Source organism: Duganella sp. AC237 (assembly GCF_979254035.1).
In genome coordinates this window covers 664,772-680,099 of sequence record NZ_CEEDEW010000003.1, presented here as the reverse complement: position 1 = coordinate 680,099, position 15,328 = coordinate 664,772, and the positions used below count along the sequence as shown (strand labels likewise).

13 protein-coding genes and 1 tRNA gene are annotated in these 15,328 nt (G+C 62.2%); 7 read left to right on the top strand and 7 right to left on the bottom strand.

What is annotated here, in order from left to right; genetic code table 11:
• Positions 1-110: 110 nt before the first annotated feature.
• The gene (locus tag AC0IYS_RS03335) at positions 111-527 is read left to right on the top strand and encodes a DUF2141 domain-containing protein (RefSeq protein WP_471703837.1); all 417 of its coding nucleotides are present in this window, start codon (positions 111-113) and stop codon (positions 525-527) included.
• A 101-nt stretch (positions 528-628) separates the two neighbouring features.
• Here AC0IYS_RS03335 and AC0IYS_RS03330 read toward each other — a convergent pair whose 3' ends face one another.
• The gene (locus AC0IYS_RS03330; RefSeq protein WP_471703836.1) at positions 629-3,082 is read right to left on the bottom strand and encodes a TonB-dependent receptor; all 2,454 of its coding nucleotides are present in this window, start codon (positions 3,080-3,082) and stop codon (positions 629-631) included.
• 244 nt (positions 3,083-3,326) lie between these two features.
• On the opposite strand from AC0IYS_RS03330, the gene AC0IYS_RS03325 reads away from it, so the two are divergent.
• Positions 3,327-4,949 carry a tryptophan halogenase family protein gene (locus AC0IYS_RS03325; RefSeq protein WP_471703835.1) on the top strand — a complete coding sequence of 541 codons (1,623 nt, stop codon included), beginning with the start codon at positions 3,327-3,329 and terminating at the stop codon, positions 4,947-4,949.
• 18 nt (positions 4,950-4,967) lie between these two features.
• Here the strand turns inward: AC0IYS_RS03325 and AC0IYS_RS03320 are convergent, their stop codons facing one another.
• Complete coding sequence (locus tag AC0IYS_RS03320; protein WP_471703834.1) at positions 4,968-6,107, bottom strand: MFS transporter; 1,140 nt, start codon at positions 6,105-6,107, stop codon at positions 4,968-4,970.
• Between the two features lie 184 nt (positions 6,108-6,291).
• Here AC0IYS_RS03320 and AC0IYS_RS03315 point away from each other — a divergent pair, with 184 nt between their 5' ends.
• A complete protein-coding gene (locus AC0IYS_RS03315) occupies positions 6,292-7,179 on the top strand; it encodes a hypothetical protein (RefSeq protein WP_471703833.1) in 888 nt (295 codons plus the stop codon).
• Positions 7,180-7,586: 407 nt separating this feature from the next.
• Here AC0IYS_RS03315 and AC0IYS_RS03310 read toward each other — a convergent pair.
• Together AC0IYS_RS03310 and AC0IYS_RS03305 are read right to left on the bottom strand one after the other, a co-directional pair.
• Positions 7,587-7,660 (bottom strand) — tRNA-Gly (locus AC0IYS_RS03310).
• Between the two features lie 41 nt (positions 7,661-7,701).
• Entirely contained in the window at positions 7,702-8,649 is a 948-nt protein-coding gene (locus tag AC0IYS_RS03305; protein WP_471703832.1) for a LysR family transcriptional regulator, read from the bottom strand.
• Between the two features lie 164 nt (positions 8,650-8,813).
• On the opposite strand from AC0IYS_RS03305, the gene AC0IYS_RS03300 reads away from it, so the two are divergent.
• Complete coding sequence (locus AC0IYS_RS03300) at positions 8,814-9,512, top strand: glutathione S-transferase family protein (RefSeq protein ID WP_471703831.1); 699 nt, start codon at positions 8,814-8,816, stop codon at positions 9,510-9,512.
• A 103-nt stretch (positions 9,513-9,615) separates the two neighbouring features.
• Positions 9,616-10,368 carry an AAA family ATPase gene (locus AC0IYS_RS03295; protein ID WP_471703830.1) on the top strand — a complete coding sequence of 251 codons (753 nt, stop codon included), beginning with the start codon at positions 9,616-9,618 and terminating at the stop codon, positions 10,366-10,368.
• Between the two features lie 17 nt (positions 10,369-10,385).
• On the opposite strand, the gene AC0IYS_RS03290 is transcribed toward AC0IYS_RS03295, so the two are convergent.
• Complete coding sequence (locus AC0IYS_RS03290) at positions 10,386-11,438, bottom strand: TraB/GumN family protein (RefSeq protein ID WP_471703829.1); 1,053 nt, start codon at positions 11,436-11,438, stop codon at positions 10,386-10,388.
• A gap of 237 nt (positions 11,439-11,675) precedes the next feature.
• Here AC0IYS_RS03290 and AC0IYS_RS03285 point away from each other — a divergent pair, with 237 nt between their 5' ends.
• Both AC0IYS_RS03285 and AC0IYS_RS03280 read left to right on the top strand, forming a co-directional pair.
• Positions 11,676-12,929 carry a glycosyl hydrolase gene (locus AC0IYS_RS03285; protein ID WP_471703828.1) on the top strand — a complete coding sequence of 418 codons (1,254 nt, stop codon included), beginning with the start codon at positions 11,676-11,678 and terminating at the stop codon, positions 12,927-12,929.
• A 74-nt stretch (positions 12,930-13,003) separates the two neighbouring features.
• The gene (locus AC0IYS_RS03280) at positions 13,004-14,284 is read left to right on the top strand and encodes a M28 family peptidase (protein ID WP_471703827.1); all 1,281 of its coding nucleotides are present in this window, start codon (positions 13,004-13,006) and stop codon (positions 14,282-14,284) included.
• A gap of 14 nt (positions 14,285-14,298) precedes the next feature.
• Here AC0IYS_RS03280 and AC0IYS_RS03275 read toward each other — a convergent pair whose 3' ends face one another.
• Both AC0IYS_RS03275 and AC0IYS_RS03270 read right to left on the bottom strand, forming a co-directional pair.
• Positions 14,299-14,961 (bottom strand): DUF799 domain-containing protein, encoded by a 663-nt coding sequence (locus tag AC0IYS_RS03275; protein ID WP_471703826.1) that lies wholly within the window; start codon positions 14,959-14,961, stop codon positions 14,299-14,301.
• Positions 14,958-15,326 carry a DUF4810 domain-containing protein gene (locus AC0IYS_RS03270; protein WP_471703825.1) on the bottom strand — a complete coding sequence of 123 codons (369 nt, stop codon included), beginning with the start codon at positions 15,324-15,326 and terminating at the stop codon, positions 14,958-14,960. The genes AC0IYS_RS03275 and AC0IYS_RS03270 overlap by 4 nt, the downstream gene beginning before the upstream one ends.
• Between the last annotated feature and the right edge of the window lie 2 nt (positions 15,327-15,328).

Here is a 15,328-nt window from a genome sequence, read left to right as displayed (position 1 = left end):
GAGCAAAGCAGCGATGGACACAGCCTACCATAGCCGCTCTTTCCGCAGCGCCAGCAACCCGCTTTTGCCATTCAACGCACAAGAAAAGTAAACCCATGAAAAGGAAACCCATGCAATCACTGATCAAGCCATCGTTGCTCATCTCCACCGTCCTGCTGGCCGCCACGGCATCGGCCGCCACCATCGAGGTGAAGGTCTCGTCGGTCGTCGGCGGCAAGGGCAAGGTGAATGTCGCCGTATGCGACAAGGAACGCTTTCTGAAGGATTGCCTGTACAGCGGCTCGGCGCCGGCGCAGGCCAACGAGACCGTCGTCACGATCCAGAACGTGCCGAAAGGCACCTGGGCGGTACTGGCCTACCAGGACGAAAACCAGAACGACAAGCTGGACCGCAACTTTATCGGCGTCCCCAGCGAAAACTACGGCTTCAGCCGCGACGCGCGCGGCAAGTTCGGCCCGCCGGATTTCAGCGACGCCGCCATCGACGTGCGCGACGACACGATGGCCGTCGCGATCAAGCTGCGCTAACGACCGGGAATAAAAAAAAGCCCCTCGACCTTGGTAGGAAGAGGAGCCATAAGACCACAGACAACACTGGACTACATGAAACGCTTTACTACTGCTATTCCTTAGAACGTCTTGCCGACGTTGATGCCGAAGGTACGTGGCGGCAGATACTGCGCCTGCCATGGACCATTGGCGTTCATGGCGCTGGTCTTGATGTTCTTGTCCTCGGCGTTGCGGACGAAGGCATCGAAGTACCATTTCGAATCGGCGTCGAAGCGCAGGCCCAGATCGGTGCGGGTGTACGACTTCTGGCGATCCGGCTCACCCAGGTTGAACACGCTCAACCAGCTGGCGGTTTCGTAGTGGGCGCTGATGCGCGGGATCAGCGTGCCGCTTGCCAGCTGGAAGCTGTGCTGGTACATCACTTGCGCGCTGAACTTCGGCGAGTGCGGCATGGTATTGCCGGTCACGTCCAGGCAGGTGCTGATGCCCGGCACCGCGCACGCCGGCAGCACGTAATCGTTACTGCCGCCGATCAGCTTTTTCAGCTTGGCGTGGGTGTAGGCGGCGGTGAACTGCACGCGGTCGACCGGGGTGATCTTGGCGGCGATCTCGGTTTCCAGACCCCAGATGTTGGCGCCTTCGGCATTGCTCGTAGCCAGGCCACGGGTCCCGTCCGGATTGGTGATCGGCGCGCTGAACTGGAAGTCCTTGAACTTCGAGAAGTAAGCCGCGTTGTTCATGCGTACCGCGCCACCGAGGAAGGTGCTCTTCGAGCCGACTTCGTAGTTGGTCAGCGATTCCGAACCGTAAGGCACGCCGCCGTCCTGCAGGCCGCCCGACTTGTAGCCGGTGGCGACGCTGGCGTAGACCATGTTGTTCTTGTCGAGATCGTAGTTGACGCGCAGCAGGCCGGTCAGCTTGTTATCCTCGAATTTGCCGTCGTTACGCTGGTAGGTGCTAAAGCCCGAGCCGGGCGCCAGCGGATTGAGCGACGAGCTCACCGGCACTTGCGGGGCGGTGAAGTCGGTCCAGCCATTGTTGGTGCCGCCGACGTTGCGGCGCTTGTCCGACGTGTAGCGCAGGCCGCCGGTCACGTGCAGCGCATCGCTGACGTTCCAGGTGGTCTGGCCGAAGACGGCTTTGGAATCGACCGTTTCCTTCGGCTGGATGAACGAACCCTGCCAGTCGACGGTGCCCTGCTCGGTGCCGTTCATGATCGGGATGTCGAAGCGGATGCCGTTGTTCTCGTTCGCGTAGTACAGGCCCAGCAGCCAATCGACGTCGCGTTTGCCGGTCGACTGGATTTCCACTTCGTGGCTGTAGCTCTTGTACTTGGAATTGACGGTATTGTTGGCCTGGTACTTGCCGCCGCTGGTGAAGCTGGTCGGCAGGCGCGCGCCGGCGTCCTGGTCGTAGGTCGACGAACCGTTGAAGCGGGAGTAACCGGCGATGTAGGCCAGGCTGATGTCCTTGTTGATCTCGTAGTCGACGCGGCTGCGCACGGCGTTCGAATCGCGCTCGACGTTCGGCGCCACGTCCACCAGGCCCGACCAGAATTTCTCGCCGGGACGCTGTTCCTGCAACAGGTTGAGGCTCGGCGTACCGCGATCCATGTAGTGCTCGTAGGAGATGTTCCACTTCAGTTCGCGGGTCGGCTGCCACAGGAAGCTCAGGCGCGCGGCGCTCTGGTCCTGGGCGCTGTACTTGTTGCCGCCGGTGACGTAGTTGTTCGGGTTGATCGGCTGGAAGGCGATCGGGTTGCCCGGGTGGGCGGCGTTCCAGGCGGCGATCACCGGCGCGGCGGCGGCTTGCTGCTGCGCCAGCGGAATGTTCGGCGCCTTCTGGTAATCGACGTAACCGTCGTGCTGCTCGTGCACGAACGACACGCGCATGGCCATCGTATCGCTGATCGGGATGTTGATGCCGCCGCGCGCGCCCATGCGGGCGTAGTTGCCATAGCCGCCTTCGAAGAAGCCGGCGCTGCTGCCGATTTCCGGTTTCACGGTCTGCATGTTGACGGCGCCGACGGTGGAGTTGCGGCCCCACAGCGTGCCTTGCGGGCCGCGCAGCACTTCGATCGCTTCCAGGTCGAACAGCAGCGCGGTCGCGCCTTCCGGACGCGGCGAGTAGATGCCGTCGACGAAGGTGGCCACTTCCGGGTCGGCGTATTCGGTCTTGGCGCTATCGTTGCCGATGCCGCGCAAGGTCATGGTGATGACGCCGTGGTCGCCCTGGCCGGTGGCCGAGAAGCCAGGCACCAGGTTGACGACGTCCTGGATGGTTTGCACGTGGTTGTCGTCGAGCGCGGCGGCGTTCAGCGCGGTGACCGCGACCGGCGTCTTTTGCAGCGAGGTCGAGCGCTTGGTAGCGGTAACATAAACTTCGGTGATCGTATTGCTGGTTTTGTCATTGGCGGCCGGGGTGGCGGCCGCCACAGGTGCCGGGGCCGGTGCTGGCGCTGCCTGGTCGGTCTGGCCAGCGGCGTGGGCGACATTGGCGCCGGCCAGCAAAGCGAGGACGGCCAACTGGATCGGCGAAAGCAGGCGCTTGCCGGTGTGCGGTACGTGGTTCATAAGTCTCCTTGGGTGCGGTGCCGCCTGTGAGAAGCGCCATCGCCATTTATCGTGAAAAACACTGCTGTGCTTCGTGAAATCGTTTTCAGTTTGTCTGAAATCGTTTTCTTTATTTGTGAAATCGATTTCATGGTACATAATTCCAAATACTGATGTCAAACGAAAAATTGTATCGGCGCGTCGTTTGCTTGATATTTCCTGAGGGAATCAGCAAAACGGCGTGCCCGACGCGGAGGCGGAAAAGATGAACACGGCAGCGGGTGGCGGGACGGAAGACGGCGCAACGGCGGGCATGCGCCAAGGCGTGAAACGCGTGTTGATCGTCGGCGGCGGCACCGCCGGCTGGCTCACGGCGGCCTTCCTGGCGCGCACCGTCGGCTGCGGCGCGGACGCCGACAGCGTGCAGGTCACCCTGGTCGAGTCGAAGGAAATCGGCATCATCGGCGTCGGCGAAGGCACCTTCCCGTCGATCCGCGGCACGCTGGCGGCTATCGGCATCGACGAGGGCCGCTTCATCCGCGAATGCGACGCCACCTTCAAGCAGGGCATCAAATTCACCGACTGGGTGCGGCCGCCCGGCATGCCAGGTAGAGTCGGCAACGACCACTACTTCCACCCTTTCAGCCTGCCCAGCCAGCGTCCCGGCGGACCGGAACTGCTGCCCTACTGGCTGCAGGGCGCGGCCGCGCCGGGCGCCGGTTTCGCCGCCGCCGCGACGATGCAAAAGCGCGTTGCCGACGCCTCGCACGCGCCCAAGCGTCCCAACGACGCCGACTTCATGGGGCCACTGAACTACGCCTACCATTTCGACGCCGGCAAATTCGCCGCGCTGCTCTGCACCCACGCGCAATCGCTGGGCGTCAAGCATGTGCAGGCCACGGTGGACCGTGTCGAACTCGATGCGCAGGGCGCGATCGGCGCGGTGCACACCAAGGAAGCCGGCGTGCTCACGGCCGACCTGTACATCGACTGCACCGGCTTCCGCGCGGCGCTGATCGGCGAAGCATTGGGCACGCCGTTCCGCAACATCAACGACGTGCTGTTCGTCGACCGCGCACTGGCGATGCAGGTGCCATATGACCGTCCGGACGCGCCCATCCCCTCGTACACGATATCGACCGCGCACGAAGCCGGATGGACCTGGGACATCGGCCTGCACCAGCGGCGCGGCATCGGCTATGTCTATTCGAGCCGGCACACCGACGACGCCAGCGCCGAGCGGGTGCTGCGCCGCTACATCGGCCCCGCCGGCGACGCGCTCAATCCGCGCCAGCTCAAGCTCAACGTCGGCTATCGCGAACTGCACTGGGTGAAGAACTGCGCGGCGGTCGGCTTGTCCGGCGGCTTCCTGGAGCCGCTCGAATCGTCCGGCATCGGCCTGATTGAAACGGCGGCATACTTGGTCAGCTATCTGTTCCCGCACAGCGGCGACATGGAACCGGTGGCCAAGGTCTACAACGACATGATGAAGGCGCGCTACGAGCGCATCGTCGATTTCGTCAAGATGCACTACTGCCTCACGCAGCGCACCGACAGCCGCTTCTGGATCGACAACACCGACCCGGCCAGCATCCCCGAAACGCTGCGCGACAAGCTGGCGATGTGGCGCAGCCGGCCGCCGCACCGGATGGACTTCGTGGTGGACCTGGAGATGTATCCGCCGTCGAGCTGGCAGTACGTCCTGTACGGCATGGAGTTCCCGACCAGGCAGTACGCCAACGCCCGCACCATGCCGCGCTTCGACGAAGCGCGCAAGGAGTTCCAGATGATCGAGCAAATGTCGCAACGCGCGGTGGCGGACCTGCCGACGCACCGCGCGCTGGTGGACCACTTCCTCCGCCAGGGCCAACGGAAAACCGGCACCTGACCACGGAGCCGGAAAAATCTAGGCCTTGGCCGCACCCAATCTGGCGCTGGCGGCAATGATCAACATCGCGCAACCCAGGCCCGCAAAGGCCAGGTTCAAACTAACGGCGTGCGCCACAAAGCCGATCACCGCCGGCCCGGCCAGGATGCCCGCATACCCCAGCGTGGTAATCGCGCCAATCGCCAACCCCGCCGGCATCGCACTCTGATTTCCGGCGGCGGTAAACAAAATCGGCACCACATTCGACGCCCCCAGGCCCACCAGCAAAAAGCCCACCAGCGCCAGCGGCGCGGAAGGCGCCAGCACCGCGGCAAAGAATCCCACCGCGCCACACAGCCCGCCCAGCAACAGCACACGCTTGCCACCGAGCCTGCGCACCACGCGATCGCCGGTCAAGCGCCCCACCGTCATCGCGATCGCGAACGCCGCATACCCCAAACCGGCGCGGGTCGCATCCATCCCCTGCTCGGACGTCAGCAGCAAAGCGCTCCAGTCGAGGATCGCGCCCTCGGCCAGGAAGCACAGGAAGCACAACACGCCGATGAAGATCACCGCGCCATGCGGCACGACGAACATCGAACCGTGTCCCTCGCCCGCATCCGGCTCGCGCAGCAGATACGGCGCCGCCGCGACCAGCGACAGCGCCACCAGCAACGACACCACCGCGATGGCAGCGGCGGGACTCAAACCGGCCCACAACATCAACGCCATCAACCCCGCGCCGATAAAACCGCCGACGCTGAACAATCCATGAAAGCCCGACATCAGCGAACCACCGCTCTCGCGCTCGACGATCACCGCCTGCACATTCATCGCCACGTCGAGCGTGCCGAGCGCCGCGCCGAACGCGAACAGCGTGGCCCCCAGCAGCATCGGCGTGGGCGCAACCGCCAACCCGGGCAGCACCAGGCACACGAAAGCACCCGACACCAGCGCCACCACCCGGCAGCCGAAGCGCGACGCCAGCAAGCCGGTAACGGGCATCGCCATCAGCGAGCCGGCGCCAAGGCACAGCAGCAGCAGGCCCAGGTCCGCCTCGCCCAGCGCCAGGCGCTGCTTGGCGAACGGCACCAGCGGCGCCCAGGCCGACATGGCCAGGCCGGCGGCAAGAAAGGCAAGACGAGTGGACAGGCGCTGTTTGGGGCCGACTGAATTCATAGGCGATTTTCCGGAGTGGGCTGAAAACGATATCAACCTTTAAGTATACGGCAAGTTACAAACCGGTAAACCCTCGTAACAAAAACCGCACGAAAACAGTGCATCAGTGCGAGCGCTCACATTGTGCTTGAGCCCCTTGGCGCATGATCGATCCCGTGTTGTTTAACAATCATAAGGAAAAATCATGCAGACTCAACCATTCACACCCGGCGCGGTCGTCAGCCGCGATGGCGATGACGGCTACGCCTCCGGCGTCTCCTGGGGCGCCATCTTCGCCGGCGCGGCCGCCGCCGCCGCGCTCTCGTTCCTGCTGCTGATGCTCGGCATGGGCCTCGGCCTGTCGTCGGTCTCGCCGTACGAATACAACGCCGCGCCGCTGGGCGTGGCCGCGATCGTCTGGATCGCCTTCACGCAATTGGCGGCATCGGGCATCGGTGGCTACGTGGCCGGCCGGCTGCGCGTCAAATGGGCCAGCATCCATGGTGACGAAGTCCACTTCCGGGACACCGCGCACGGCCTGTTGGCGTGGGCAGTAGCGACCTTGATCACGGTGGCGGTATTGGCCGGCGGCGCGCGCGCTGTCCTCAGCGGCACCATCGACGCCGGCGCGGCTGCCGCACCGGCAATCACCGCTGGCGCATCGGCAGTCGCCGACAATCCGCGCTCGAACGACTATTTCGCCGACATGCTGCTGCGTTCGCCGAACGGACAAGGCGCCACGGCATCGGAGCGTGAAGAAATCACCCGCATCCTGGTTGCCGATCTGGCGGCCGGTAAAATCAGCGCCGACGACCGCAACTATATGGCGCAACTGGTCGCCAAGCGCAGCGGCCTGTCGCAACCGGAAGCGGAACAGCGCGTCGACGCAATTTACGCCCAAGCCAAGCAGGCGGCGGCAGAAGTGAAAGCCAAGGCCATGGCGGCGGCTGAAGCTGCGCGCAAGGCGGCTGCCCGCTCGGCGCTGTGGATGACCTTCGCACTGCTGCTGGGCGCCTTCGTCGCAAGCCTGTGCGCCACCATCGGCGGCCGCAACCGCGATCACGCGCGTGTCGTTACGCGCACCGTCATCTAATTCAAGGAGAATACTATGCGCTCGATACTACTACTGCTGCTCGGCATCCCACTGCCCATCATCATCCTGATCGCGATCCTGACGTAATGTCGTTGGCGTGATTTGACAGCAAGGCCGGTCCCTATGACCGGCCTTGCTTCGTTTTAGCGAGCGTCTCTGCAGGGCATCACCATCCCAATTAAAGCTTTTTTAATGCGAGACAGGTGGCTTAAGCGTTCATCTTTTACGCCTGTTCACATTACGTGAAAAGACAAAAATTATGAACATTGTGGCGGATTACGGCCTTGGGCGAACCGCAGCGACAGTCATTGGGGATGCCTTGGACGGCTTGCTAGCATTGACGGGCATAAGGAGGCGTAGGACTTCAGCAGGAGCCGTTGCGGAGCAGTCGCTAATCTTTGGCTGATTGGAGCGGGTGAAGGGAATCGAACCCTCGTCGTAAGCTTGGGAAGCTTCTGCTCTACCATTGAGCTACACCCGCGACACAAGCATTCTACGCGGAATTGCACGTTGTTGACAACGTTACAGCCTGGCCTGTGTGATGACCTGTTTAACCGCCGTTGAATCGACCGTCGAGCGCAAAAAATCAACAAAGGCGCGCACCTTTGCCGACAGATGGCGGTTCTGCGGATACAGAATAGAGAAAGGCCGTGAACGCCCGCTGTGTTCTTGAAGCACTTCCACCAGGTCGCCGCGCTTCACGGCGCCCGCGGCCGCGAACTGGTAGGTCTGGTACAGACCTCCACCTGCATTCACCCACGCTACGCAGCCTAGCGCATCATTGAGAATACGCATGCGACTCCGCACTGGATAATCTATTTCTTCCCCGTTCGTCCCGCTGAACAACCAAGTCAGAGGCCTTCCTGTGTTCGGGGAAATATATTGTATGCAATCGTGCGACTCCAGATCAGCAACAGAATGCGGTGTACCCTTCCGCTTCAAGTATCCCGGCGTCGCAAACACGCCAAGGGGCGCGTCTTCCAGTTTGTATGCGACCAGACGGGAGTCCCGCTGAATGCCCAGCCTGATCGCCACATCGAAGCCCTCCTCTACAAAGTCGATGATCTTGTCCGAAATGCTGAGCTCAATCTCGATTTGAGGGTAAGCGTCAGTAAATCGCGGCATCAAGGGCAACAAGCGATGCGTGCCATAAGCGGCGCTGACGCTGATGCGCAGCAAACCACTGGGCACAGTCTGCGCTCCGGTAATCGCACGTTCCGCCTCAGCGATCTGTTCCAGCGCCGCCTGGCATTCCTCCCAAAAAAGCTTACCTTCGTTGGTGACCTTGATACTTCGCGTTGTGCGGGAAAAGAGCCGCACGCCCAAACGGTGCTCCAACCTGCTGATGGACCTGCTGACCGCAGCAGGCGTAAGACCGAAGAACTCCGCCGCCGCAGTGAAGCTGCCCAACTCTGCCGCCTTGCAAAATTGCTCGATGCTGCCGAGCTGCATGGTGTCCACGCTTGCCATAGTTTGTTCCAAAATGTAATGAATGAAGTGATTCTAGCCCCATTTATCCGCGCTGAACATATGAATACACTTCAGTCATTGCTTGCTCAGGAACGGTTCTGCAAGTAGCCCGGCGAGTGAAGACAGCTCGCTTCAATGTACGTTATCAATAAAAGGAAATGATCATGACTGCCAAACTGCGCCTCTTTACCTCCCCTTCGGCTTTCCCCAACCCACAGCGCCTGCGCCTGTTCATGCACGAAAAAGGCATTGCCGATCAGTTCGAGGAGCAAATTTACGACATGAGCCCGGGCGGCGAGCAGCGCCAGTGGCCGCATCTGAAAATGAATCCGTGGGGCGAAACGCCAACCCTGCAGCTGGCCGATGGAAGTTTTATCTCTGAAACCGCCGCCATCGTCCGCTACCTCGATCAGGCTTACCCCGGCCGGCGCATCATGGGCGAAGATCCGTTGCAGCAGGGCCTCGACAATATGTGGGACAACCGCGTCTGGGTTCACATCCTGTACCGGATCGTGACCGCCTTCCACGTCCTGCACACGGGCTTGGGCTTCAAACTCGAACTGACTAAAAATGAAGCTTGGGGCGAGCACTGCCGCAAAGAAGCGCTGGCCCACGCCGCACTGGTCAACACGCATCTTTCGGACGGACGCCAATGGCTGCTGGGCGGCGAAGAACCGACTTTCGCCGACATCACGCTGGCAACCGCAATCGCGTTCTCGAAGTTTCCAGTGAATGCCACGCCGCTGGACGAGCGTTTCGAGTTCCTGGACGCCTATTGGAAGCGTTGGCAGCAGCGTCCGAGTTTCCAGGCTGCCTATGCGGACCGTAGCAGTGGCATCCCCGAGCTGGACAATAAAGAGTGATACGCGGCAGGGGTGGGAAGCTTCTGCTCTACCATTGAGCTGGACCCGCGTTGGGCGTATCCTACGCGGGTTTGCGCATTGTTGACCACGTCGGGAAGATCGCATGATTTCTAAACAGTATGTTTCCCAAGTCCGATTGAGAGTGAGCGACGTCCCGAGCTTCGAGCGGTATCCGTTCTCCTTGCCGGCGGTACGCCATCTCGACGTGCTCGACCTGCATCCCAAAATCACCTTCATCGTCGGGGAAAACGGTTCCGGCAAATCCACCTTGATGGAGGCCATGGCTGTCTCGTTCGGCTTCAATCCTGAAGGGGGAACGAAAAACTTTGGCTTCGGAACGCGCGCGTCGCATTCGGAATTGCACGAGTACATACGGCTGTCGAAGGGAGTCAAGCGACCCAAAGATGGTTTCTTTCTTCGCGCGGAGAGCTTTTTCAATGTCGCGACCGAAATCGAAAAACTGGATGAGGGCCCCGGTGGCCCGCCGATCATCGATTCGTACGGCGGCAAATCCCTGCACGAGCAATCGCATGGCGAGTCGTTCTGGTCGCTCGTGATGCATCGCTTCGGCGGAAACGGCTTCTATCTTCTGGACGAGCCGGAAGCGGCGCTATCGCCGCAACGCCAACTCGCCCTGATGAGCCGGATACACGAACTCGTCAACGACAATTCGCAGTTTGTGATCGCCACGCACTCGCCGATCCTGATGACCTATCCTGACGCCTATATCTACTCGTGCTCGGCATCCGGCATGCAGCGGGTTAGTTACGAGGAAACCGAACACTTCCAAGTCATGCACGATTTCGTGGTGAATCCAAAGCGCATGCTGGATATCCTTTTAGATCGGAGTGGCTGACGGGGAATGACTTCGCACTACTCCGGCTTCCGCACTACATACCCCTTCGCCTCCAGCGCCGCGACAAACCCCTTCGGGTCGAGCAAATCCTTCACCGGCAACGTCGCGAACGTCGAAACATTGGCCGCCAGCGATCTCTCGGCGGCTGCCACCCAGCTATCCTGAATTTTCTGCTGCACCGACTTCAACCCCGGCCGGCTTTGCAGCAACGCACTGTTGAGCACCGCCGAATCGCAGGCGCCGTCGCGGTCGGCGTAGCTGATCTTCTGAATCGCCTCCAAATCACCCTTGGCCCAGGCGTTGGCGCGTACGCGCATGGCGTCGATGTCATCCTCCAGCCGCGCCATCGTGTTGGAAAAACAGGCGACGTCGTCCAGCGAAGACTTCTTGAACTCCCTGAGCATCTTGACCGGATCGTCGATCTCCAGTTTGGCGACGGTCGACGTCATCTTGATCTTGCTTTGCTTGACGAGTTTTTCGATCGTCTCGCGCACCTCGCGTCCGCCCGAACCCAAACCGGCCTGCTCCAGACCCTTGCGGAACAAGGTGTCGGCTGCAAAGATCGGCCGTTCGCGCTCGATGCCGTCGTCGTCGCCGATGTATTTTTTCTTCAGCACCAGCCAGCGCGCGTAGACCGGCTCCGGCAGCAAATCCTTGAGCTCGGCGCCATCCGGATTCTTCTTGAAGCCGATCGCAAACGGCAGCAACGTCATCTGGCGGAAAAATCCGACGTTCGATGTCGCGCCCGGCGGCTGCAGGTATTCCTGGGACTGCGCCAGGATGGCTTCCACTTCCTTCGAGCGCCACTCCATTTTCTTCGGCAGCGGCGAGTAGGTGCCGAACACCCACAGCACGTGATCGCCCTTCGACACCTTCCACAAGCCCGGACCGGGACGTTGCCCCGCCACCAGGATGGTTTCCGCGATGACGTCCTCCCCCGCCGCCACGGCCTGCTCCGCCGACGGTGGTGATGGCTCGGTCTGCGACCAGGCCGGCGCGGCGCTCAGCGCGCACAGCGACAACACGACCAGACTACGGCCTGCGGTAAACCGGAACGAAGGGCTGTTCATGAGTATCCTGATGTGGGGAAATTGTTGTCGATTATATATATCGCATGCGGATGGCGGTGGGCCTCGAAGCGCCGGCAACGCAAGTATCGCGTCACGCCCCCACAGGCACAGCGGAACGCCCCGCGTTAAACATCTGCATCATCCCGGCTAAACAAGCACCCGAAAACCTGTCCTGGTTGAAATGCCATCAGCGCACGGCTACATTGTGGGCTGACCACTCAACCATCAGGACCGCCGATGCCATCTTCCGCCACCGCAGCCTTCAAACTGCTCGCCCTGTCGACGATGCTGACCTTGTCGGGCGCCAGCGCCGCTGCGGAAAGCTGCACGATCAACGGCAAATCCTGGCCCTTGTGCGGCAACCACAACGGACGCTGGTCGTTCGAGAAAGGCCAGTACTGCGTGGCGCGCAATTTCTGCCCTGACAACCGCACCGGCGCACCGGCCATCGCCACCCGCACAGCTCCCGTCGATCCGGACGCCAACGCCAAAACCCGCGCGACCTTCAACTGGCTGCGCGGCATCTGGGGCAAACACATCATCGCTGGCCAGACCGACCTGTCCTGGAACGATTCCATCGACATGGCCGAACGCGTCCACGCCGACACCGGCAAGTACCCGGCGCTGATGGGGTTTGATTTCATGGACTACGGCATGACCGCCCCCCATGCGGGCCAGCGCCAGACCGAGGAGGCGATCGCCTTCGCCAGCAAGGGCGGCCTGGTGACGTTCCACTGGCACTGGCGCGATCCGTCGCTATTGAAGACCGCGCAAGTCAACAAGGCGCGCTTCTACGTGCACGAGCCGGACGCCAGCAAGAACACCACATTCACGATTCCGGTCGCCAACGGCGCGCTGGACACCGCCAGCCCGGCCTACCAGCAGATCAACGACGGCATCGACCTGGTGGCGGTGCAGCTCAAGCGTCTGTCCGACGCCAACGTGACGGTGCTGTGGCGCCCGCTGCACGAAGCCTCCGGCAACAACGGCAGCGGCTGGTTCTGGTGGGGCCGCGCGCGCGCCGACGGCGTACCGCAAGCCTACGCCAACATCTTGCTGTGGCGCCACATGTACGAGCGCCTGGTCAAGGTGCACGGCATCCACAATCTGATCTGGGTATGGAACGGCCAGGACCCGGCGTGGTACCCCGGCGACGACGTGGTCGACATCGCCAGCTTCGACATCTACGACGACACCGACAACAAGACCTACGGCTCGCAGATCGCCAAGTACCGGCAGACGGCGCAAGTCTCGGCCGAGAAAAAGCCGATCGCGCTGACCGAAAACAGCTACATCCCGGACCCGGACAAGATGCGGGCCGACGGCGCGGCGTGGCTGTGGTTCATGACGTGGAACGACGGCGACGGCCCCGCCGGCGCGAGCTCGCCCAACAATTTCTGGACCGGCGAACACTTCAACACTAACGCCCACAAGCGCAAGGTCTACAACCACCCGGACGTGATCACGCTGGACAAGCTGCCACGGTTCTAAAGAGAGATAACTTCTCAAATCCTGCGGTGTGATGCAGAATGGCAGAGCTTATTGACCCTGCCAAGAGGAAATCCATGAAACCAGTAGTAGCATTGAGCCTGGCGCTGGCCTGCGCCGGCTGTGCCGCCCAAGCCCAGGCGCCGACGGCGGCCCCCGCGCCAACGGCGACCGCCGCCGACCCGATCTCCTCGCTGGTGGGCCAGCTCGATCTGGAAAAATACAAGGCCACCATCAAGAGCCTGACCAAATTCGGCGACCGCCGCCAAGGGACGGAACGCAACCGCCAGGCGCTCGACTGGATCGAGGCGCAACTGAAGTCCTACGGCTGCACCAACACCGAACGCCTGCAATACCAGTACACGCAAGCGGCGCCGGGCGATCCGGCGCCCAGGCGCGCGCCCGGCATTCCGAGCGGCGGCGCCGGCGGCCCACCGGGCCAGGGTGGCAGCACCCTGTTCGGCAACCGCATCGCCACCGGCGTCAACACCGATCCGCTGGCCCAGCCCGACGAGAAGCTGCGCGCGCTGAACGCCGAGCAAACGCCGGTCGGCACCTCGCAGCGCGAGAACGTCTACTGCACCAAGATCGGCAGCAAACACCCGGAGGAAATGTACATCGTCAGCGCGCACATGGACGGCATCGGTTTCGGCGAGGCGGCCAACGACGACGGCTCCGGCACCGCGCTGGTGATGGAACTGGCGCGCATCTTCAGCGCGCCCGGGGTCGAGACCGACCGCTCGATCCGCTTCATTTTGTGGAACAACGAGGAAAGCGGCTTGAACGGCGCGACCGCGTATGTCAACCAGCGCAAGGATTTGCAGGGGATCGAATCGCCCAAGGGATCGGGCAACTATCCGGAACCGAAATGGCTGGGCATGATCCAGCACGACATGATGCTGTTCGATCACGGCATGCCGTTCCAGAAGATCGACGGCTACGGCAAGCCAGTGGTCGACGAACATGGCAAGCCGGTGTTCGTGGCGCCGCCAGAGCAGCGCCTGGAGGCCGACGTCAACATCGAATATCAGTCGGCGTCGAAGCAGTCGGAGGCCTCGGCCAAGCTGGCCTGGGCCTTCCGCGCCGCCAACGACAAGTACGCGACCCACTACCCGGCCGCCGTCGGCTTCCACATGACCAACACCGATTCGACGCCGTTCATGGATCTGGTGCCGTCGATTTCGCTGCGCGAGAACGAGCGTGGCCAGCAGATCGGCTCCGGCTGGGACCCGCACTGGCACCAGCCGACCGACCTGTACGCGAACTTCTCGGACAAGGACTTCCTACTGGGCCTGAACGCGGCGCAGACCACCTTGGCGGGCGTGGCCAAGCTGGCCGGCGTGCAGGTCAAAAAGTAACTACAAAAAAATAGTTACTGGGCCGCGTAGTTCTTCGAGCGCGGTCCGTACAGCAGACCGTTGTTGTAGCCGGCGCTCAGCAGACGAGCGTTGGCCACGCCCGCCACCGGGTGCGAGGCGTCGGTGGTGGTGTTGATGATCTGCTTGACGGCCGCCGTGATCAGCGCGCCGATCAAGCCGCCGCCACTGTTGTTGCCGCCTTCGTTGTCCGACGCGCTGGCCGAGCCCGCCCACAGCACCGTGCCGGTTTTCAGGTCGACCAGCTTGGCGTCGACCGCGACCACCGACACGCTGTTGATGACGTTGTAGGTGGAGCCGTACTTGGAAATGGTCATGTACAGCCCGGCGTCGGCGCCGAAAATCTCCTGCAACTTCTTCGGATCGACACCCTGGATGTCTGCCGCGCCCGTCAAGCCGTTTTGCTTGAAGGTCTCGGCCACCACCGCCACCGGCAGCACGTAATAGCCGGCCTCGGCAAGCGGATACGTCACCTGCGCGTACACGCTGTTGCCGGCGTTGACCTCCGGCGAATTGTTCAGCGGCGGCAGCACCACGATCGAGCGCGGTTTGGCCGCCTTGAACGCGGTGTAGTCATACGATGGCGCCTTGGTCGCGCAGCCGAACAGGAACACCGCCGGCGCCAGGCAGGCGGCCATTTTCAGAACACGCGACATCATAATTTCTCACCCTTTTTCATTTTGCCCAGCAGGAAGTCCATATACGCGGCCGATTCCGGGAACAGTTTTTTTTCGTCCTCGAACTGCGCCACCACCTGGTCCGGCTTGCCGGCCACCGAGTACAACATGCCCAGATGGGCGTGGAAGCCCGGCGGCACGTTGTTGCCCTTGGCGCTGATGGTTTGCAAGTCCTTTTCCATCGCGGCGATTTGCTGCTCCGGGCTTTCGCCCTTGAGGTATTGGTAGACCTGCGGCTGGTAGCCTTCCCACTGGTACAGGGTCTGGGGCGGCGTGGCGCAGCCGGTCAGCACGGCGGCGGCCAGCGCCAGCAGCGCCGCGCGCTTGAGGTTCTTGGTCGGGTTCATGG